Annotated in this window: 16 protein-coding genes; 8 read left to right on the plus strand and 8 right to left on the minus strand. The window is 70.1% G+C overall.

The features are described 5' to 3' along the window. Nucleotides 1-1,274, plus strand: a 1,274-nt coding sequence (locus tag PSH25_RS05175; RefSeq protein WP_238657913.1) for a GGDEF domain-containing phosphodiesterase, incomplete at its 5' end; no start/stop codon positions are given. 6 nt (nt 1,275-1,280) lie between these two features. Here PSH25_RS05175 and PSH25_RS05180 read toward each other — a convergent pair. Next, nucleotides 1,281-2,300 carry a LacI family DNA-binding transcriptional regulator gene (locus PSH25_RS05180; RefSeq protein ID WP_238657914.1) on the minus strand — a complete coding sequence of 340 codons (1,020 nt, stop codon included), beginning with the start codon at nt 2,298-2,300 and terminating at the stop codon, nt 1,281-1,283. A gap of 112 nt (nt 2,301-2,412) precedes the next feature. On the opposite strand from PSH25_RS05180, the gene PSH25_RS05185 reads away from it, so the two are divergent. Further along, nucleotides 2,413-4,863 (plus strand): glycoside hydrolase family 2 protein, encoded by a 2,451-nt coding sequence (locus tag PSH25_RS05185; RefSeq protein ID WP_238657915.1) that lies wholly within the window; start codon nt 2,413-2,415, stop codon nt 4,861-4,863. A gap of 236 nt (nt 4,864-5,099) precedes the next feature. Continuing rightward, complete coding sequence (locus PSH25_RS05190; RefSeq protein WP_238657916.1) at nt 5,100-5,657, plus strand: hypothetical protein; 558 nt, start codon at nt 5,100-5,102, stop codon at nt 5,655-5,657. Between the two features lie 164 nt (nt 5,658-5,821). Here PSH25_RS05190 and PSH25_RS05195 read toward each other — a convergent pair whose 3' ends face one another. Genes PSH25_RS05195 through PSH25_RS05220 form a run of 6 tightly spaced genes read right to left on the minus strand, consistent with a single transcriptional unit; the run spans nt 5,822 to nt 10,809 of the window. Beyond that, nucleotides 5,822-6,565, minus strand: coding sequence for a copper homeostasis protein CutC (locus tag PSH25_RS05195; RefSeq protein ID WP_238657917.1), 744 nt, complete (start codon nt 6,563-6,565; stop codon nt 5,822-5,824). Next, nucleotides 6,562-7,569, minus strand: coding sequence for an asparaginase (locus PSH25_RS05200; RefSeq protein WP_238657918.1), 1,008 nt, complete (start codon nt 7,567-7,569; stop codon nt 6,562-6,564). The genes PSH25_RS05195 and PSH25_RS05200 overlap by 4 nt, the downstream gene beginning before the upstream one ends. Then, a complete protein-coding gene (locus tag PSH25_RS05205) occupies nt 7,566-8,435 on the minus strand; it encodes an amino acid ABC transporter permease (RefSeq protein ID WP_238657919.1) in 870 nt (289 codons plus the stop codon). Before PSH25_RS05205 ends, PSH25_RS05200 begins: the two co-directional genes overlap by 4 nt. Further along, nucleotides 8,432-9,076 carry an amino acid ABC transporter permease gene (locus PSH25_RS05210; RefSeq protein ID WP_238657920.1) on the minus strand — a complete coding sequence of 215 codons (645 nt, stop codon included), beginning with the start codon at nt 9,074-9,076 and terminating at the stop codon, nt 8,432-8,434. Before PSH25_RS05210 ends, PSH25_RS05205 begins: the two co-directional genes overlap by 4 nt. 16 nt (nt 9,077-9,092) lie before the next feature. Beyond that, nucleotides 9,093-10,061, minus strand: coding sequence for a glutamate ABC transporter substrate-binding protein (locus PSH25_RS05215; protein WP_238657921.1), 969 nt, complete (start codon nt 10,059-10,061; stop codon nt 9,093-9,095). A gap of 19 nt (nt 10,062-10,080) precedes the next feature. Beyond that, nucleotides 10,081-10,809, minus strand: coding sequence for an amino acid ABC transporter ATP-binding protein (locus PSH25_RS05220; RefSeq protein ID WP_238657928.1), 729 nt, complete (start codon nt 10,807-10,809; stop codon nt 10,081-10,083). Nucleotides 10,810-10,972: 163 nt separating this feature from the next. Between PSH25_RS05220 and PSH25_RS05225 the strand changes: the two genes are divergently transcribed. From PSH25_RS05225 to PSH25_RS05245, 5 genes are all read left to right on the plus strand, one after another. Beyond that, nucleotides 10,973-12,151, plus strand: coding sequence for an ROK family transcriptional regulator (locus tag PSH25_RS05225; RefSeq protein ID WP_238657922.1), 1,179 nt, complete (start codon nt 10,973-10,975; stop codon nt 12,149-12,151). A gap of 176 nt (nt 12,152-12,327) precedes the next feature. After that, on the plus strand, nt 12,328-13,158 hold the full coding sequence (locus tag PSH25_RS05230) for a DUF3152 domain-containing protein (protein ID WP_238657923.1): 831 nt from the start codon (nt 12,328-12,330) through the stop codon (nt 13,156-13,158). Between the two features lie 233 nt (nt 13,159-13,391). Beyond that, complete coding sequence (locus tag PSH25_RS05235; RefSeq protein WP_238657924.1) at nt 13,392-13,775, plus strand: nucleotide pyrophosphohydrolase; 384 nt, start codon at nt 13,392-13,394, stop codon at nt 13,773-13,775. A gap of 182 nt (nt 13,776-13,957) precedes the next feature. After that, nucleotides 13,958-15,796: a DUF2075 domain-containing protein gene (locus tag PSH25_RS05240; RefSeq protein ID WP_238657925.1), complete on the plus strand. Its 1,839-nt coding sequence runs from the start codon at nt 13,958-13,960 to the stop codon at nt 15,794-15,796. Between the two features lie 110 nt (nt 15,797-15,906). Next, a complete protein-coding gene (locus PSH25_RS05245) occupies nt 15,907-17,907 on the plus strand; it encodes a DUF2075 domain-containing protein (RefSeq protein WP_238657926.1) in 2,001 nt (666 codons plus the stop codon). A 267-nt stretch (nt 17,908-18,174) separates the two neighbouring features. On the opposite strand, the gene ilvD is transcribed toward PSH25_RS05245, so the two are convergent. Next, a complete protein-coding gene (gene ilvD / locus PSH25_RS05250) occupies nt 18,175-20,022 on the minus strand; it encodes a dihydroxy-acid dehydratase (RefSeq protein WP_238657927.1) in 1,848 nt (615 codons plus the stop codon). Between the last annotated feature and the right edge of the window lie 271 nt (nt 20,023-20,293).

Below are 20,293 nucleotides of genomic sequence, written 5' to 3' on the forward strand. Positions count from 1 at the left end.
CGGCGACCCACGCGATCTCCACTCTGTCCCTACACGACGCTCGTCCGTCCTACCGGGCCGCCCTGCTGGACGCCCTGGCCGCCATCGGCGACGTCCCGGCGCCGGCCGGCGCGCTGCTGCTGGTGGACCTGCACGGCACCGAGGGGATCGGCCCGACGGCCCGGGAGGACGTGCTGGCCGAGGCGGTGCACCGAGCCCGCGCGGTCATCGCCTCCGACGATCTGGTCACCGGGTGCACGGGTACCGGCTTCGCGGTGGTCACCGCCGCCGGCCCGGTGCTGGCGTACGCGCTGGGCACCCGACTGTTGAGCGCGCTCAGCCCGCCCTACCGGCTGGCCGGCGCGACGCTGCGCGTGCAGACGAGCATCGGGTTGGCCGAGGTGAGCGGCGCCGGGCCGGCGGACGTGCTCCGGCAGGCCGAGCTGGCCCGACGACGGGCCGTGCAGCTGGGCCGGGACCGGGTGGAGTGGTACGACGCGTTCCTGGAGGAACAGCTGGTGCGCCGGCTCGACCTGGAGCGGGAGTTGCCCGGTGCGGTGGCGCGCGGCGAACTGGATCTCGTCTACCAGCCGGTGGTCGACCTGGCCGACGGGCAGCCGGTGGGCGCGGAGGCGCTGCTGCGGTGGCGCAGTCCGGTGCTCGGCACGGTGCTCCCGGCCGAGTTGCTGCCGGTCGCCGAGGACCTGGACCTGGTCGGTGAGTTGGAGTGGTGGGTGCTGGACCGGGCCTGCCGGCAGTTGTCCGACTGGTCGGTGGGCGTCCGGGAGCTGTGGATGGCGGTCAACGTCACGACCCGGGAGCTGACCACTCCCGACTTCGTCCAGCGGCTCGCGGCGGTGCTGGCCGCGTACGGGGTGCCGCCGGAACGACTGGTGGTGGAGGTCAGCGAGCCGAGGGTCGCCGGTGACCTGCCGACCGTGGTGGCTCGGCTGGCCGGGCTCCGGTCGCTGGGCGTACGCACCGCGTTGGACGACTTCCGGGCCGAGCACGCCTCACTGGCCCAGCTTCGCCGACTGCCGATCGACCTGCTCAAGGTGGGCCCGGAGTTGGTGGGCGCACGGCCGGACGGGCAGCCGCCGCTGATCGACGTGGTGGTCAACGTGGGCGAGCGGCTGGGCGTCGAGATCGTCGCCGAGGAGCTGGAGTCGTCGACCCAGGTCGAGGGGGCCCGCCGGGGTGGTTGCCGGTACGGGCAGGGGTTCGCGTTGGCCCGGCCGGCGACCGCCGAGCGGGTCGAGGCGTACTTCGAGGAGTTCCCCTCCGCGTCTCGCTGAACCGGTTCATCTATCCCGGGGTGGTGCGGTGCTGCCGCGCGGGGTGAGGTGGGGCGTCTCGTCCTGCACCCGGCCGGCCGGCTGCCCGGCGACGACGGCGAGCAGTTGCCGGGCGGCGTGCGCGCCGTACGCCGGGATGTCCCGGCCCAGCGCGGTCAGCGGCGGGTGCACCAGCCGGCACAGCGGCGAGTCGTCCCAGGCCACGATGGACAGGTCGCCGGGCACGGTGAGGCCCATCTCCTGGGCGACGGAGAGCCCGGCGATGGCCATCACGTCGTTGTCGTAGATGACCGCGGTGGGCCGGTTGGCCGAGCTGAGCAACCGGCGGGTGGCCCGGCCGCCCTCCTCCCCGGTGTAGTCGGACCAGACGGTGACCGCGTCGACCAGGCCGAGCCGCTGGCGGACCGCCGCGAAGGCGTCGGTGCGGATCTCGGTGTGCCGCAGGTCGGGCAGGCCGGCGACCCGGGCGATCCGCCGGTGCCCGAGCGCGACCAGATACTCCACCGTCTCGGTCAGCGCGGCGGCGTCGTCGGACCAAAGACTCGCCAGCTCACCGGTGCCGCCGGGGCCGCCGATCACCACCGCCGGCAGTTGCAGTTGTTCGAGTGCGGGGATGCGACGGTCGTCGGTGCGCAGGTCGCAGACGAGCACCCCGTCCACCCGTCGTTCGCCCCACCAGCGCCGGTAGACCGCGATCTCGGCGTCGTGGTCGGCCACTACCTGCAGAGTCAGCGCATAAGAACGGGCCGAGAGCTCGGCCTCGACGCCACTGATCAGCGCCATGAAGAACGGCTCGACGCCGAGGGTCCGGGCCGGTCGGCACAGGGCCAGGCCGATCGCCCCGGCGGCGGCGGCCGAGAGGGCGCGGGCGGCGCTGCTCGGGCTGAACCCGATCTCGGTGGCGATGGCCAGGATGCGCTGCCGGGTGGCCTCGGAGACACCGGGCTGCCCGTTCAGGGCGTACGACACGGCGCCCTTGGACACCCCGGCGCGTTGGGCGACGTCGGCGATGGTCGGCCGCTTCACCGGCGTGCTCCTTCGCTCTCTGGCCGTTGACAGCCCGGATTCCGAACCGTACGGTGGCTCAGCTTATCCGGTTCAGTCGGCATCTTTCGATGCAGAAGGTGCGGTGGAAATCGTGAGCCGACAGGCACTCTACGACGGTTGGACCCTGCGAGCGGCCCCCGGAGCGCAGGTGCCCGAGGAGGTCGCCGGCCGGTCCGTGCCCGCGACCGTGCCTGGCTGCGTGCACACCGACCTGCTCGACGCCTGGCTGATCCCCGACCCCTACCTCGACGACAACGAGCGGGCGGTGGCCTGGATCGGGCGCACCGACTGGGTCTACCAGACCACATTCGTCCACCGGGCGGGCGACGACGAGCGCATCGACCTGGTCTGCGCCGGCCTGGACACCGTCGCCACGCTCACCCTCAACGGTGTCGAGGTCGGCCGCACCGCGAACATGCACCGCGGCTACCGGTTCGACGTCCGACCGCTGCTGCGCGACGGGCACAACGACCTGGTCGTCACGTTCGACTCCGCGTACCGCTACGCCGAGGCACAGCAGGAGCGGCTCGGCGACCGGCCGAACGCCTACCCGGAGCCGTTCCACTTCATCCGCAAGATGGCCTGCAACTTCGGCTGGGACTGGGGGCCGACCCTGGTCACCGCCGGCATCTGGCAGGAGATCAGCCTGCACGCCTGGTCGACCGCCCGGCTGGCCACCGTCCGTCCACTTGTCACCATGGACGGTCGGGACGGCCTGGTCGAGGTGCACGTCGAGGTCGAGCGGGTCGCGGACGTCCCGCTGACCGTCCGCGCCGCCGTGGCCGGCGTCCGCGCCGAGGTGGTCGTCCCGGCCGGGCAGCGCACGGCCGTGCTGACCCTCACCGTCCGCGAGCCCGCACTGTGGTGGCCCCGGGGGTACGGCGACCAGGCGCGCCACCCGATCGAGGTGACCCTGCACGCACCGGACGGCGACACCCTGGACAGCTGGTCGCACCGCATCGGCTTCCGCTCGGTACGACTGGACACCACACCCGACGAGCACGGCACCCCGTTCTCGTTGTCGGTCAACGACGTCCCGGTGTTCGTCCGGGGGGTCAACTGGATCCCGGACGACGCGTTCCCCACCCGGATCACCCGGGCCCGCCTGGCCGACCGGTTCGACCAGGCGGTCGCGGCCAACGTCAACCTGCTGCGGGTCTGGGGCGGCGGCCGGTACGAGTCGGCGGACTTCTACGACCTCGCCGACGAGCGCGGTCTCCTCGTCCAGCAGGACTTCCTGTTCGCCTGCGCCGCGTACCCGGAGGAGGAGCCGTTCGGCACCGAGGTGGCCGCCGAGGCGGCCGAGCAGGTGACCCGGCTCGCCCCGTACCCGTCGCTGGTGCTCTGGACGGGCAACAACGAGAACATCTGGGGCTGGCACGACTGGGACTGGCAGCCGGCCCTCGCCGGGCGCACCTGGGGACGCGGCTACTACCTCGACGTGCTGCCCCGGATCGTCGGCGAGCTGGACCCGACCCGCCCGTACTGGCCGGGCAGCCCCTGGTCGGGCACCGAGGCGATCCACCCCAACGACCCGGCGCACGGCACCACCCACATCTGGGACGTGTGGAACACCGACGACTACACCAGATACCGGGAGTACGTCCCGCGCTTCGTCGCCGAGTTCGGCTACCAGGCCCCACCGGCGTACGCCACGCTGCGCCGGGCGTTGAGCGACGAACCCCTGGCGCACGACTCACCGGGCATGGCGCACCACCAGAAGGCGGCCGGCGGTGACGCCAAGCTCCAGCGGGGCCTCGACGCGCACCTGCCCGCCCCGGCGGACTTCGACGACTGGCACTACCTGACGCAGCTCAACCAGGCCCGGGCGATTCAGCTCGGGGTGGAGCACTTCCGCTCGCACCGGGACGTCTGCGCGGGCACCATCGTCTGGCAGCTCAACGACTGCTGGCCGGTGACCTCCTGGTCGGCCGTCGACGGCGACGGCCGCCGCAAACCCCTGTGGTACGCGCTGCGCCACGCGTACGCCGACCGGCTCCTCACCGTGCAGCCCCGCGACGGCGGCCTGGCCCTGGTGGCGGTCAACGACGCTGGCACGCCCTGGAGGGCGTCGGCCTCGATCACCCGGGTGACAGTCACCGGCGACACCCGGGCGAAGACGACGATGGAGCTGGACGTCCCGGCGTACTCCTCGGTGGTGCTGGCGCTGCCGGCGGACCTGGCGCGGCCGGACGAGCGCCGCCGCGAGTTGCTGGTCGCGGAGGCCGGTGGCACTGCGGAGCGCGCCCTGTGGTTCTTCGCCGAGGACCGCGACGTGGACTGGCCCGCGGCGGCCTGGGACGCGACGGTCGAGCCGGTCGACGGCGGGCAGCGGGTGCGGGTCACGGCCGGCACGGTGCTGCGTGACCTGACGCTGTTCGCCGACCGCCTCGACGACTCCGCCACTGTGGATGCGGCTTTGATCACCCTGCTGCCCGGCGAGTCGACGACCTTCACCGTGCACGCGGGCGGGTTGCTGGACCCGGCGGCGCTCGTCGCCCGCCCGGTGCTGCGCTGCGTCAACGACCTGACGTCCCGCTAGCGTCGGCCGCGTTCGCCGCCGTCGGGGCCGGTGGCGCTCGGAGCGGACCGGGAGCCGACATCACGGTGGCTGACCGTCAGGTCACGCCAACCTTGCAGCCTGGGATCGCATTGACTGGCTGGTCGCTGGTCGCTGGTCGCTGGCCGGTCAGCCAGCCAGGCAGTCGACGCCCACTTTTGTCGCCTTCCGGATAGCACAGACCCTGGCGACCGGGCATGACCGGTTGAATGACAGGCATGCGGGGGATCAGCGGCACGGCCGCGGCGAAGGCGCTCATTCTGGCGGCCATTCCCGTCGGTGCCGTCGGTTTCCTCGTCACGGACCGGTGGGCGATCAGCGCGATCGTCGCGAACCTCGTTCTGCTCGGCGTCGGCGGTGGCCTCTGGTGGTGGGCAGCCCCCCCAAGGCGAAGCACCTCGCGCCTGCGTCGGACCCTTGTCTACCTCACCGTCGTTCCTCTGAAGGATCCGGACGACGACGATGACTATGACGACGCTGACGACGACTTCGGGGACCCCGGGTCGGTGGTGTTCCCCTCGCGTCGCGTTCGTAGGCATCAGCTGACGCTGTCGACGACGAGCCGGCTTCGCCGCCACGGCATGCGGCGGTCGCTCATGGGCGAGCACGCCGGTGGCGACAGTGACCTGATGATGATGGCGAACACCCTGACCCAGATCCAGGGCGGCCTTCAGTCGGCCCAGCGCAGCGCCAGGCGGGAGCAGCTGTGGTGGTTGGTCGCGGGGCTCGCGGCGTCCATCCCGATCGGCGTCGCCATCAACCTCGCCACCGGTTAGCGACGTAACCCGAATGATGGCCCGACCGCGCCGCAAGCGATGGTCACGAAGGGGCTGACGTCCCAAGATCGTGCTCGATCATGAAGTAGTGACCTCCCACGGCGGGGAGGCCACTACTTCCATGTTCGAGCACGATCATCACGCCCGGGGGCGCGATCAGGTGTTCAGGCGCGGGCGGCGGCGAGCACCTGGCCGACCAGGGCGCCCGAGGTGCCCGAGCGCTCGTACTCGGGCCGGTTCAGGCTGCCGCCCATCAGCGGCGCCGGGTTGCGGTGCACGGCCGGGCTGTCCGAGCTGACCAGGGCCGCGAAGTGGTACTCGTCGGCGCCGGTCGCCTCGACGATCCGGGCGATGTTGCGCGGGGTGATGCCACCGCCCGGCATGACGACGATCCGGCCGGCGGCCCGGCGTACCAGGTCGGCGATGAGCGGGGCGCCCTCCAGCACGCTGACCTCCTGACCGGAGGTGAGCACGCGGTGCACGCCCAGCTCGATCAGCTGCTCCAGCGCCGCGTACGGGTCGCGGGTCATGTCGAACGCCCGGTGGAAGGTGATGCTGGCGTCGCCGGCGGCGGCGATCAGCCGGCGGGTGGTCGGCACGTCGACGTCGCCCTCGGCGGTCAACGCGCCGATCACGATGCCGTGCGCGCCGGCCGCCACCGCGGCCCGCACGTCCCGTTCCATGGCCTCGATCTCGAACGGCGAGTAGATGAAGTCGCCGGCCCGGGGGCGGACGATCACGTGTACCCGGATCCGGTTGACGGCGCGCAGGGTCGTCTCGATGGTGCCCAGGCTGGGGGTCAGCCCGCCGTCGAAGAGCGCGGAGCACAACTCCACCCGGTCGGCGCCGGCCTCCTCCGCGGCGACCGCCCCCTCGACGCTGTCGATGCAGATCTCGAATGTGTTCATGATTCTTCCTCTTCCGTGCGAGACGTGCGAGACGATGCCGTGGTCCAGTCGATGACGGCCGTGACGGCGCCGACGGGTACGCCGCCGCCGAGCACCGGCAGCTGGCGCAGCGCGTCGGCGCCACCCACCGGTACGCCCACGGCGTCGAGGGCGGCGAGGGCGATGGCGGTGGTGGCTCGGGGTGAACCGTCGATCGCCTTCACCGCCACCGCGTGACCGTCTGGTGCGGCCACCGCGAGCACGCCCTCGGCCCCGCCCTTGGCGAGGACGCCGGGCAGTGCCCGCATCAGGTCGGTGTTCGGGTGTCCGTGCCAGCCGCCGACGTACTCCGGGTGTTGGCGCATGGCCTGCGCGACCAGCGCCTCGTCGCTCCCGGCGGGCGCGGTGACCAACGCCTGGAACGTGCGGGCCAGGCCGGTAAGCGGCAGGCCGAACAGCGGTGCGCCGCAGCCGTCGACCGCGTGGTGCGCGATCGGCGTGCCGGCCAGCCGGGCGACGGCGGCGGCGGTCTCCCGCTGGAGGGGGTGGTCCGGGTCGAGGTAGTCGTGGGTGCTCCAGGACCGGGCGACGCAGGCGACAAGCATCGCGGCGTGCTTGCCGGAGCAGTTCATCCGGATCCGGTCGCGCTGCCCGCCGGCGCGGATCAGGCGGTCCCGGGTCGGTTCGTCCTCCGGCCAGTCCACCGGGCAGCCGAGCGCGTCCTCGGTCAGGCCGGTCCCGGCCAGCATGGCCCGCACCACCTCGACGTGCCGGTCGTCGCCGGTGTGGCTGCCGGCGGCGAGGGCCAGCGCCCGGCCGGTCAGCTCGTCGCCCGCCGCGATCCGGCAGGCCAGTGCCTGCACCGGCTTGAGGGTGGAGCGGGGGAGCACCGGCTCGTCGGGTACGCCGGCGGCGAGGGCGACCTTCCCGTCCGGGGCGAGCACCACGACGCTGCCGTAGTGCCGGCTCTCGACGAAGCCGTTGCGCACCACCCGGGCCAGTTCGGCGTAGCGGAAGATGGTCACCGGGGGGTTTTCCCTTCGAGAAGCGGCGGGGGCAGCTCCGCGGTCCGCCGTCCGCGCCGGCCGCCGAAGCGGCCGTTGCGAGCCTGGAGTACGCGGGCGAACTTCGACAGCGAGGCGTTGACCACCAGGTAGATCAGCGCCACCACGAGGAACGTCTGGATCAGCAGGTGGGTGTACGAGGAGAGCACCTGCCCGCTGTAGAGCAGCTCGGTGTAGCTGACCACGAAGCCGAGCGAGGTGTCCTTGAGCAGCCCGACCAATTGGCTGACCAGGGACGGGGCGAGTTGGAGCAGCGCCTGCGGCAGGACCACCAGCGCCATCACCTGCCCACGGCGCAGCCCGACCGCGAGACCGGCCTCGGTCTGCCCACGGTCGAGCGCCAGGATGCCGGACCGGAAGATCTCCGCGAACGCCGCCGAGTTGGAGACCACAAGCGGCACCACGAGCTTCCAGAACAGCGGGAAGTTCAGCCCGTACTGCGGCAGGGCGAACAGCGTCACGTAGATCAGCAGCAGGGTGGGGACGGTCCGGAAGATCTCCACGTACGCACCGGCCAGCCACCGCAGCGGCCGGTGCGTCGACAGTCGGCCGAGCGCCAGGAGCAGACCGAGCGCGGAGCTGAGCACGGCGGTCGCGGCGGCGGCGCGCAGCGTGGCCCACAGGCCGTTGAGCAGGTACCGCCAGATGGGCCAGGTGGTGAAGGGTTCCCACCGGGCGGCGGCCAGCTCGCCGTGGCTGGCGAACTGGTAGACGGCCGCGACCAGGGCGCCGGCCAGCAGAACGGCGCCCAGCACGGTGGCGATCCGGATACGCCGTTGGGCGCGGGGGCCCGGCTCGTCGAAGAGGATCTGTTGCGTCTTGTTCATCGGACGATCGCCAGCCTTCGTTCGAGCAGGCCGGTGACCTGGCCGATGATCAGCGCCAGCAGCATGTAGGCGAGGCCCGCGCCGGTGAAGACGGCGATCGGTTGCGCCTCGACCAGGTTCACGGTGTTGGCCGCCTGGGTCAGCTCGACCACGCCGACGGCGGCGGCCAGCGAGGTGTTCATCAGCAGCGCGATGCAGATGTTGCCGATCGGCTGGATCACCGCCCGGAGTCCCTGCGGCAGGATCACGTGCCGCAGGGACTGGCCGAAGGTGAGCCCGATGGCACGGGCTGCCTCGGCCTGGCCCACACCGACCGTGTTGATCCCGGCGCGGATCGCCTCGGCCAGGTACGCCCCCTCGTACACCGCGATGACGATCGCGGCGGAGGTGAACAGCGGGAACGTGATGCCGATGGTCGGCAGCGCGAACACGAAGAGCACCAGGAGCGCCAGCAGCGGCAGGTTCTGGAACACCTCGACGTACGCGGTGCCGATGGCGCGCAGCAGCGGGACGGGGGCGATCCGCAGGGTGGCCACGACGATGCCCAGCAGCATCGCGCCGAGGGTGGTCACGACGGTCAGTTCGACCGTCGTGACCAGGCCGTGGCCAAGCTGGCTCAGGTGGGCGGTGAGGGCTTCCATGGGTACGAGAGGCTGCTCAGGAGCCGTCGACGGAACCGAGGGCGGGCGGGGTGGGCGCCCCGCCCTCCACCACCGAGCCGAGGGTGCCCTCCCAGACCTTCGCCCACGTGCCGTCGGCCTGGATCTTCTTCAGCCAGTTGTTGACGAACTCCTTGAACTGCGCGTCCTCCTTGTTGAGGCCGATGCCGTACGCCTCGGTGGTGAACGGCTCGCCGACCACCTTCATCCCCGGGTTGGCCTTGGCGCCCGAGGCGAGCAGCGTGAAGTCCTGCACGTACGCGTCGCCGCGCTTCTGCAGCAGTGCCTGCAGCGCCTGCGGGTCGGTGCCGAAGGCGATCTGCTTCGAGCCGGGCGCGGCGGAGGGCAGCGCGGTGACGGCCGGGGTGTTCGCCCCGACGATCACGGTCTTGCCGGCGAGGTCCTTGACGCTCTTGATCGAGGTGTCGTCCTTGCGGACCCCGACCGCGAGGCCGGAGGTGAGGTATGGCCCGGCGAAGGCGACCTGGGTGGCCCGCTGCGGGGTGATCGTGTACGTCTGGAAGACCGCGTCCACCGACTTGGCCTGGAGCATGGCCTCCCGGGTCTGGGTGCCGATGGTCGTCGTCTTCACCTCGGGCTTGCCGATGATGTACTTCGCCAGCAACTTCGCCATGTCGGCGTCGAAGCCCTCGATGGTGCCGCTGACCGGGTTCTGCTGGGAGAGCAGCGGCGCGTCCAGGGATCCGCCGATGTTCAGGTAGCCGCGCTTGCGGATCGCCTCCATGGTGGAACCGGCCGGGATGTCCGCCTCGGTGGCGACCGGGGCGGCGTCGTACACCGACTGGGCGACCACGCCGTCGCCGCCCAGGCCGGGGTTGCCGGGCAGAGCCGGAGCGCTGCCGCCGCTGTCGCCGCCGCAGCCGGCCGCGGCGAGGGTCACCGCCACCGCGGTGGCGGTGAGGGCGAGCGACCGCCGCCCGGTGAAGCTCATCTTGAGGATTGACATGACACCCTCCCGTTGGGGGCTAGTGCTGGAGGATCTTGGATAGGAAGTCGCGGGCCCGCTCGGTGCGCGGAGCTGCGAAGAAGTCGTCGGGGGCGCCGGATTCGACGATCCGGCCGTCGTCCATGAAGACCACCCGGTCGGCGGCGCGACGGGCGAAACCCATCTCGTGGGTCACCACGATCATGGTCATCCCCTCGGCGGCGAGGGAGACCATCACGTCGAGCACCTCGTTGACCATTTCCGGGTCGAGGGCCGAGGTCGGCTCGTCGAAGAGCAGCACCTTCGGCTGCATCGCGAGGGCCCGGGCGATCGCGGCCCGCTGCTGCTGCCCACCGGAGAGTTGGGCCGGGTGGTGGTCTGCCTTGTCGGCGATACCGACGCGCTCCAGCAGGGCCATCGCCTGCTGCCGCGCCTCGGGTCGAGGGATCCGGCGGACCCGGGTGGGGCCGAGGGTGATGTTGTCCAGCACCGTCTTGTGGCCGAAGAGGTTGAAGGACTGGAAGACCATGCCGACATCGGCGCGTAGCCGGGCCAGCGCGCGGCCCTCGGCGGGCAGCGGCTCGCCGTCGATCTCGATGCTGCCCTGCCCGGCGGTCTCCAGCCGGTTGAGGCAGCGGCACAGGGTCGACTTGCCGGAGCCGGAGGGCCCCACCACGACGACCACCTCGCCGGCGGCCACCGTGAGGTCGATGTCCTTGAGCACGTGCAGCGGACCGAACCACTTGTTCAGGCCGCGTACCGACACCATCGGTCGGTCCGCACCCGTCGTCTCCGGTGCCACCAGGCGGCCTCACTTCCTTCGACTACAAAACTAAGTCAGCTTCATATCGAACCAACAGCGCCATCTAAAGGTAGCCAGGAAACTAAGTCAACCGGTTGCTTGAACAAACTGCGGGTGCTAAGAAGCTGACGTGACGATTGACGACGCGCCACGCGATGCCCTCCGGGGCGGCCCCCGGGAGCTACTGCGCTGGGTGGCCACCGGTGCGGCCGTCAGTCGGGCCGACCTGTCCCGCCTCTCCGGGCTCTCCCCGTCGACGGTGTCCCAGCGGGTCGAGGCGTTGATCAGCCAGGGGCTGCTGGAGGAGACCGGCGCCGGGCGGTCCCGAGGTGGGCGACGACCCCGCCAACTCGCCGTACCCACCGGCGGCGCCGTGGTCGGCGCCATCGACCTCGGCGCCCACCACGCCCGCGTCGGCGCGCTGGATCTCTCCGGGCGGGTGGTCCAGGCCCGCACCCTGCCGGTCCGCATCGAGGACGGCCCGGAGGCGGTGCTCGGGGCACTGCTGGCCGAGGTCGCCACGCTGGTGGACGGCGATCCGGCGGCTTCACGCGGCGGCTCGGCCACAGGTGCGCTCCGCGGTGTCGGCATCGGGATTCCCGGTCCGGTGCAGCACTCCACCGGGCGGATCGTCAGCCCGTCGCGGATGCCCGGCTGGAACGGTTTCGACGTCGCCGCGTTCTGCGCCGGCCGGGTCGACGTGCCGGTCATCGTGGACAACGACGCCAACCTGATGGCGCTCGGCGCGCACCGCACCGCTCATTCCGAGTTGGACCACGCCGTCTACATCAAGGCTGGCACCGGAATCGGCTCCGGTGTGATCTCCAGTGGACGGTTGCACCGGGGCGCGCAGGGATCGGCCGGGGACATCAGCCACTGCCGGGTGGTGGCCGATCCGGCGCCACCGTGCACCTGTGGCAACGCCGGTTGCCTGGAGGCGGTGGCCAGCGGCGCCGCACTGGTCACCGCACTCCGGGGTCAGGGCGTACCGGTCTCGGACCTGACCGGTGTGATCCGCCTGATCGACGACGGTGACCGGCAGGCCACCGCCCTCGCCCGGCAGGCCGGTCGCGCCGTCGGCGAGATCCTGGCCGTGGTGGTCAACTTCTTCAACCCGCAGGTGGTGGCCATCGGCGGTCGGCTCGCCGACTGCGAGCCGCTGCTGGCCAGCATGCGGGCCACCCTCTACGAGCGGTGCCTCCCGCTGGCCACCCAGACCCTGCTCATCGAACGGGTCGCCGCCGGCCAGGACGTCGGCATCACCGGTGCCGCCCACCTGGTGATCGACCACGTCGTAGCGGCCGCCTGACCTCGCTCAAACCGGCCGCGCCCATCACGCATAGTGCTTCCCTTTGACGAGGTCTGCCGGAATTATGCTTCTTTGATCATGTCCAGTCGCCGATCATCCTGACAATTTCCTTACCCCCAGTCACATAGCCTTCCGGTGTTCCTCACTCACCCGTGATCGTTCCTGGAGGTTTCGACGTGCGGATCAACGGACGGCTGCTCGTGCCGATCTCGTTGGCACTGGTGTTGGCGACCGCCGGGTGTGGCACGTCGCCGGCACCGGCGTCCGGGCAGGCCGACGTCCCACCCTCCGGCTCCACCGCGCAGAACTCAGCTCCGAGTCGCAGCGGTACGCCGACCTCCAGCCCGACTCCGCGGATCCCGACCGACGCGCAGATCCCCACCCGGGCCGCCGGCACCTTCACCACCGCCACCGGCACCGGTCGCGTCATCGGCAAGGGTAAGAAGCGGGTGCGCTACAGCGTCTCGGTGGAGAAGGGCATCGCCTGGGGTGACATCCCCGCCTGGAAGCCGGACCGGTTCGCCGCGAGCATCGAGCAGGTGTTGGCCGCACCGAACGGGTGGGCCACCTCGGCACAGCACCCGGTCACCAACGCCGCGGTCAACCTGAACCGCGCGTCGTGGTCCTTCCAACGGGTCGGCAGCTCGACTGTCGACGTCGACGTGCGGCTCGCGACACCGAGGACAGTGGACCGACTCTGCGGCGCGAGCGGCGTCGACACCGAGGGGGTCTACTCCTGCAAGTACGGCAAGACCATCATGATCAATCTGCGGCGTTGGCTCCAGGGTTCACCGGGATACCCGGTCAGCATGGACGAGTACCACGCCGGCGTGATCAACCACGAGTTTGGCCACTTCCTCGGCTTCGCCCACATGAAGTGCGGCGGTCGCGGCAAGCCGGCCCCGGTCATGATGACCCAGACGATGGGCCTGGGCGGGTGCGTGCCCAACGTCAGCCCGTTCGTCGGCAACGGCCAGTTCGCCAGCGGACCGTGGGCACCATCCTGACCCGCCACTCCCCGACGCCCTCGGCCACCGACCCCCGCGCCGTCCCGGCGTGATCGACACGGGACCCCTGACAACGCGGTATCCGGATCGGCTCGACACCCCGGTATCAGTGATCCCGTGTCGATCAAGGGAGCGGGGCCGGACGTACCCGGGGCCCTACTCGCCACATGGCCCCGCTCGGCCTGGGCGACAATGATGAGGAGGTCGACCCCGGCGAGGTGAGGATCTGAGGTATGGGCAGCCCTTCGGAAGCGGAATCCGCCGCGGGTGGTGTCTCCCGGCTCGCCGATCAGCTCCGGCGTTTCGCCGAGGAGCGCGAGTGGCAGCAGTTCCACACACCGAAGAACCTGGCGATGGCGCTGTCCGGTGAGGTCGGCGAACTGCTGGCAGAGCTCCAGTGGCTCACGCCCGAGCAGGCCGCCCAGGTGATGACGGATCCGCAAGCGGGTGCACGGGTACGCGCCGAGATTGGCGACGTCATGATCTATCTGGTGCGGCTCGCCGACGTCCTCGACATCGACCTCGTGGAGGCGGCGATCGACAAACTGGCGGACTCGGCCCGGCGCTACCCCGTGGAAGGCGCCAGGGGCTCGGCAGCGAAGGCGCCACGGTCGTAGCCGTCGGTTGATCTTCTCGTTACAGTCATGGCAGTAAGGCGGTCCGACGGGCTTCCGGTGCTTGGATATGCCCCCCATCCGCACGATCTCTTCGTGCTGCCCGGGGGCACCTGTCGATGTCGGCGTTCCGTACGTCCGCTGCTGGTCTATTGCGTCTCGCTACCGATGGCACCCTGGTTGAGGTGCTGACCGAGCGATCCCGCCACGGCGGTCATGGGGTGAGCCCCGCAGAGAAGCGGTCCTGGGCGCGTAGCCTCCCGGTGCTCGCTCAGGATCTCGCTGACGCGGGCCTGACCGAGGTCGAGGTACTCGTTGAGTACCAGCTTCCGTTGACCAGCCGACGCGTCGACGCGGTGCTGGCCGGTGTCGATCCACGTACCGGAGACGACTCCTACCTCGTCGTCGAACTCAAACAGTGGTCCTATGCCACGGCCTTCGAGGATTCGGAAACTCTCGTCGCTGTCGAGCAGGTCCACGGCCCACGCCTGCATCCCGGTGTCCAGGTACAGGACTACTGTCGCTATCTCAACGACTTTCTGGGCGTACTCGGCCGCGATCAGAAGCTGTTGAGGGGTGCCGCCTACCTGCACAACGCCGTGGACCGTGACGTTGCCGACCTGCTCGACCGAGCGTCCAGCGAGCAGAGCCGGATCTTTACCGGGCAGTGGCGGGGGCAGTGGCTTGATTACCTGCGTAGCCGGTTTGCACCCGCTTCGGGAGCAGGCCCAGCGGACCGGTTCCTGACCAGCACCGTGCGCCCCAGCCGGCATCTGCTGAAGTACGCCGCTGCCGAGCTGAAGGAACGCTCGCACTTCATCCTGCTCGATGAGCAGCATGTGGCGTACGAGATGGTCATGCACGCTATCGCGCGGGCCCGGACGGCGAACCACAAGCGCGCGGTGGTGGTCGCGGGCGGGCCGGGTAGCGGCAAGAGCGTCATAGCACTCTCGGTCCTCGGGGAGCTGGCCCGGCAGAACCGGTCGGTGCTGCACGCCACCGGCTCACGATCCTTCACCCAGACGCTGCGTCGCTATGCCGGGAGGGGATCGACCCGGCTGCAGAGCCTCTTCAAGTATTTCAACAGCTTCATGGACGCCGAGCCGAACGACATCGAAGTGCTGATCTGCGACGAGGCACACCGGGTACGGGAGAATTCGGTCAACCGTTACACGCCCAAGGCGCGCCGGGATGTCGCCCGTCCGCAACTGGAGGAACTCATCTCGCTCGCCCGAGTGCCGGTCTTTCTGCTCGACGAGCATCAGGTGGTGAAGCCAGGCGAGCTGGGCAGCGTTGAGGTCATCTCCGCCTTCGCGGAGAAGCTCGGTGTCGAGGTCGACGTCGTCTCACTGCACGATCAGTTCCGCTGCGGGGGCAGTGAGGCGTACGAGGAGTGGGTTCTCGACCTGCTCGGCTTGGACGGAGGTGAGCCTTCCGTCTGGGTGGGCGACGGCCGGTTCGACGTGCGGGTCGCCGAGTCCCCAGAGGAATTGGAGGCGTACCTTGCCGAGCGGCAGGCAGCCAGCGGCACGGCCAGGATGTCGGCCGGCTACTGCTGGCCCTGGAGTGATCCGAGACCTGACGGCACGTTGGTGCCGGACGTGAAGATCGGCGACTGGGCTCGACCGTGGAACGTCCGGAGCGAACGCAGTGTCGGCGAGGCGCCGGGAAGCGCGTTCTGGGCCACCGACCCGAACGGCTTCGGTCAGGTAGGTTGCGTCTACACCGCACAGGGGTTCGAGTACGACTGGTCGGGGGTCATCATCGGCCCCGATCTGGTGGCGAGGGACGGCCGGCTCGTGACCCGCCGCGAAGAGTCGAAGGACTCGTCGATTCGCAGCCGCAAATCCGTTGGCGACGGGGAAGTGGACCGCTTGATTCGCAACACCTACAAGGTGTTGCTGACCCGGGGCATGCGCGGCACGGTCCTGTATGCGACCGACCCGGAGACGCGGGAGTACCTGCGTGATCTGGTGCGGGTCCGGCGTACGCCGGAGGTCAGGTTTGAGGCCGACGCCGGGTAGCGACAGCCGCACAGTGCCGATACTGTGACCGTCAGTTCAGCGGATCGACGGGCTTCCTGCGAAGGACACGCCCCCACCGCACGAGATCTTCGTGCCTCGGGGGCCTGTCAGTGCTGGCGTTTCAGACCACACCGGCTCAGATCGTCGCGCTGTATGACGACAAGCGACTGGACGACGAGCTGGCGGCCTATCTCACCGCCTCCGGATACAAGGTGAACGAGCCCGAGCGGCGCTCTTGGCGAAACAGCTTGCCAGCCCTTGCCCGGCACCTGTGTGCGCTGGGATACGGCGATCTCGACGCGCTCGTGGAGTACCAACTTCCTCGCAGTAGCCGGCGGATCGACGTCATCCTCGCCGGAGCCGAACCCCTGACGATGCGGGCGACGTACCTCGTGGTGGAACTGAAGCAGTGGAGCGAGGCGTCGCGGTACGACGACGACGGGAGCGTTCTGCGCGTCAATCACCTTGAAGAACCGCAACTGCATCCCGCCCTGCAGGTGGAGGCGTACTGCGCGTACCTCGTGGACTACGTCGAGAAGGTGCGGGAGTGGCCCAACGCCGTGCACGGCATGGCCTACCTGCACAACGCCAAGCGCGACCGAATCCCGGACTTGGTGCGTGAGCGCAGCTACCAGAGCATGGTGTGGACCCCGGACAAGGCTAAGCAGTTCCCTGTCTATCTCGAGCGTAAGTTCGATCGAGTGCGGCACCCGCAGGCTGCGTATCGGCTGCTGAGCAGTCCGATTCGGCAGAGTCGGCAACTGCTGTCCCTCGCAGCGGATGAGGTGGCCAACCGGGCCCTTTTTCCCCTGCTGGACGAGCAGCGCGCGGCATACGAGCTGGTGCTGCGAGGGGTGCGTTGGGCCGAGGATGGGCGCGGCAAGCGAGTCGTGATCATTTCGGGAGGACCCGGCAGCGGCAAGAGCGCGATCGGGCTCAACCTGCTTGCCGAACTGGCCCGCGAGGAACGGCAGATTGCCCACGCCACCGGTTCGCGGGCATTTACCCGGACCCTCCAGCAGTACGCGCGGCGTCAACCCGCGGACCCTGCGCGGCGGACCAGACCATTGTTCAGCTACTTCATGGACTTTATGGATGCCATTCCCGACAAGCTCGACGTGCTCATCTGCGACGAGGCGCACCGGATTCGTGAACGGTCGACCAAGGGGTCGCGGCAGGGCAGCAAGCCTCAGGTGCAGGAGCTGATCGAGGCGGCCAAGGTGCCGGTCTTCCTGCTCGATGACAACCAGGTCGTACGCCCCGACGAGGTGGGCAGCGTAGACACGATCACCGAGGCGGCAGGTCAGTTGGATCTGGAGGTCGACCGGATCGAGCTAGGCGCGCAGTTCCGCTGCGGCGGTAGCCCACGCTACGAACGGTGGGTGCTGCACCTGTTGGGATTGGCCCGCGCGGCTCCGTACCGCTGGAAGGGCGACGAACGGTTCCGGCTCGCACTGGTGGATTCTCCCGAGGAGATGGAGACGATCCTGCGGGGATGCCAAGATCGGGGGGAGACGGCGAGGATCTCGGCCGGGTTCTGCTGGCCATGGACCCATCGGGCGCAGAACGGCCAGCTCGTGCCCGACGTCCGCATCGAGTCCTGGGCAAGGCCGTGGAACGCGTACGACGACTACCCGCCCAAAGGAATTCCGACCAGCGCCTACTGGGCCACGGATCCGCGTGGGTTCGGGCAGATCGGCTGTATCTACACCGCCCAGGGGTTCGAGTACAACTGGTCTGGCGTCATCATCGGCAAGGATCTCGTCGTGCGCGATGGCCGATTCGTCTCCGATCCGAGAAAGTCGTGCGACCCGGCGATCGTGAATCGCGAGGGCAGGGTCGTCGCCAGGAACGCGGACCGGCTGATCCGAAACACGTACAAGGTGCTGCTCACCAGGGGGCTACGAGGCACGCTTCTGTTCGCGGATGACCCGGAGACCCAGGATTTCCTGTCGCGGCTGATCCCGGCACCACACCGGCCCGGTCGATTGATTGCCCCCGGCGTGCAGCGGATCGATTCGGTCGGAGCTGACAGCCCGACGGACCCTCACGTAGGCACTGCGGCCACCCCTGCCGAACGCTCGGAGACCGGTCCGGTTTCCGAGCTCTGACGAACGCGATCCTGGCCACCGGTTCCGCGCCCCCCGGGCGCGATCAGCACGGGATCCCTGACAACGCGGTATCCGGGGTGGGCTCGACACCCCGGTATCACCGATCCCGTCGCGATCAAGGGGGCGGCGCTGTGTGGGCTGCCGGCTGCGGAGACGGCGCTGCCCGGCCGGAAGAAATCTCCGCGCCGGCCGGGCAGCCACTCCGGGGTGTCCCGTGGCCGAGGACACCCCGATATCAACGATCCCTTGTGGAACACGGGCTGGCGACTACTCCGGGACGCGGCGGTAGGCGCCGTCGCTGGCCGAGGTGGCCATCGAGGCGTACGCGCGCAGCGCCGCCGACACCGGGCGCTGCCGATCGGTCGGGGTGTACGGCTTGTCGCGCTTCTCCTCGGCCACCCGTCGCGCCTCCAGCTCCTCGGCGGGCACGTTCAGCTCGATCGACCGGTTCGGGATGTCGATGACGACCTCGTCGCCGTCGCGGACCAGGGCGAGCAGCCCGCCGGAGGCCGCCTCGGGGGAGACGTGCCCGATGGAGAGCCCGGAGGTGCCACCGGAGAAACGGCCGTCGGTGAGCAGCGCACAGGAGCGGCCCAGCCCACGTCCCTTCAGGAACGAGGTGGGGTAGAGCATTTCCTGCATGCCGGGGCCGCCCTTGGGCCCCTCGTACCGGATCACCACGACGTCCCCGGCGACCACCTGCTTGGCGAGGATCGCGGTCACCGCGTCGTCCTGCGACTCGTAGACCTTCGCCGGGCCACGGAAGGTCAGGCAGTCGTCCGGCACCCCGGCGGTCTTCACCACACTGCCCTCGGGCGCCAGGTTGCCGTGCAGGATGGCCAGCCCACCGTCGGCGGAGTACGCGTGCTCGCGGTCCCGGATGCAGCCGCCGGCCGCGTCGGTGTCCAGCGACGACCACCGGTTGGTGGTGGAGAACGGCTCGACGGTACGCACCCCGCCGGGGGCGGCGTGGAACAGCTCGACCGCCGTCGGGGTGGGGGAGCCACCGCGCACGTCCCAGTCGGTCAGCCACTGCGCCAGCGACGGGGAGTGCACGGCGTGCACGTCCCGGTTGAGCTGCCCGGCCCGGTCCAGTTCGCCGAGGATGGCCGGGATGCCGCCGGCCCGGTGCACGTCCTCCATGTGGTAGTTCGGCGAGTTCGGCGCGACCTTGGCCAGGCACGGCACCCGCCGGGAGATCGCGTCGATGTCGCTGACGCCGAAGTCCATCTCCGCCTCGCGGGCGGCGGCGAGCAGGTGCAGCACCGTGTTGGTGGAGCCGCCCATCGCCACGTCCAGGGCGACCGCGTTCTCGAAGGCGGCCTTGGAGGCGACCGTACGGGGCAGCACCGAGTCGTCGTCGCCGTCGTACCACCGCTTGGAGATCTCCACGACGGTCCGGCCGGCCTCGACGAAGAGCGACCGGCGGGCGGCGTGGGTGGCCAGCGTCGAACCGTTGCCGGGCAGCGCTAGCCCGATCGCCTCGGTGAGGCAGTTCATCGAGTTGGCGGTGAACATGCCGGAGCAGGAGCCGCAGGTCGGGCAGGCGGAGCGTTCGATCTCACCGAGCTGCTCGTCGGTGACCGCCTCGTTGGAGGAGGCGATCATCGCGTCGATCAGGTCGATCTTGCTGTGCACGACGCCCTCGATCGCCATCGTCTTGCCGGCCTCCATCGGGCCGCCGGAGACGAAGACGGTCGGGATGTTGAGTCGCAAGGCGGCCAGCAACATCCCGGGAGTGATCTTGTCGCAGTTGGAGATGCAGACCAGGGCGTCCGCGCAGTGCGCGTTGACCATGTACTCGACCGCGTCGGCGATCAGCTCACGGCTGGGCAGCGAGTAGAGCATGCCGCTGTGGCCCATCGCGATGCCGTCGTCGACCGCGATGGTGTTGAACTCCCGGCCCACCCCACCGGCCTCGGCGACCGCGTCGGCGACCAGGCCACCCATGTCCTTGAGGTGTACGTGACCAGGCACGAACTGGGTGAAACTGTTGGCGATGGCGACGATCGGCTTGCCGAAATCGTCGTCGGTCATCCCGGTGGCCCGCCAGAGGGCCCGGGCGCCGGCCATCGTCCGACCGTGTGTGGAGGTCCTCGACCGCAGCTCAGGCATACACACCAGCATGACACCGCCGGCGCACCGGCCCACCCTGGTATCTGCCGTGTCCCAACAGATGCACACTCAGCCCCCCAGAACGTGCGCCCATCCGGCACTCTTGGAGGCGTGCATTTTCCACCGGGCATGGTCGCTGTCGCGGCGCTCAGCGGGCTCGTCGCCGCGGTGGCCGCCGTGCTGCTGACCGTCGTCGCCCGGCGGCGCACGGGGCCGCGTCGACCGGCACACCTGCTGCTCGCGAGATCGGAAGGGCGGCGTGTAGGGAAAG

It is taken from the genome of Micromonospora foliorum, from assembly GCF_022229015.1.
GTDB classification, from domain to species: Bacteria; Actinomycetota; Actinomycetes; order Mycobacteriales; family Micromonosporaceae; genus Micromonospora; species Micromonospora foliorum.